Annotated in this window: 1 tRNA gene; it reads right to left on the bottom strand. The window is 46.6% G+C overall.

Features of this window, described 5'->3' with window-relative positions:
• Positions 1 to 70: 70 nt before the first annotated feature.
• Positions 71 to 147: transfer RNA gene (locus N6G83_RS54760), tRNA-Arg, on the bottom strand.
• Positions 148 to 204 lie beyond the last annotated feature (57 nt).

Here is a 204-nt window from a genome sequence, read left to right as displayed (position 1 = left end):
CAGCTGAGCTATGGATGCAGTTTTATTTTTTTAGCGATGGGTTTCGTTCCGTGAAACTTCACTTGAAGAATGGTGCATCCAGGAGGATTCGAACCTCCGACCGCTCGGTTCGTAGCCGAGTACTCTATCCAGCTGAGCTATGGATGCACAGGAATTCTTTTTTGATACCGTATGGTATGTCGTTACTACCCCACCATACTGCAA

It is taken from the genome of Serratia sp. PL7 (genome assembly GCF_945957435.1).
The sequence above is the reverse complement of the archived record's forward strand: the minus strand, read 5'-3'. Positions and strand labels throughout refer to the sequence as shown.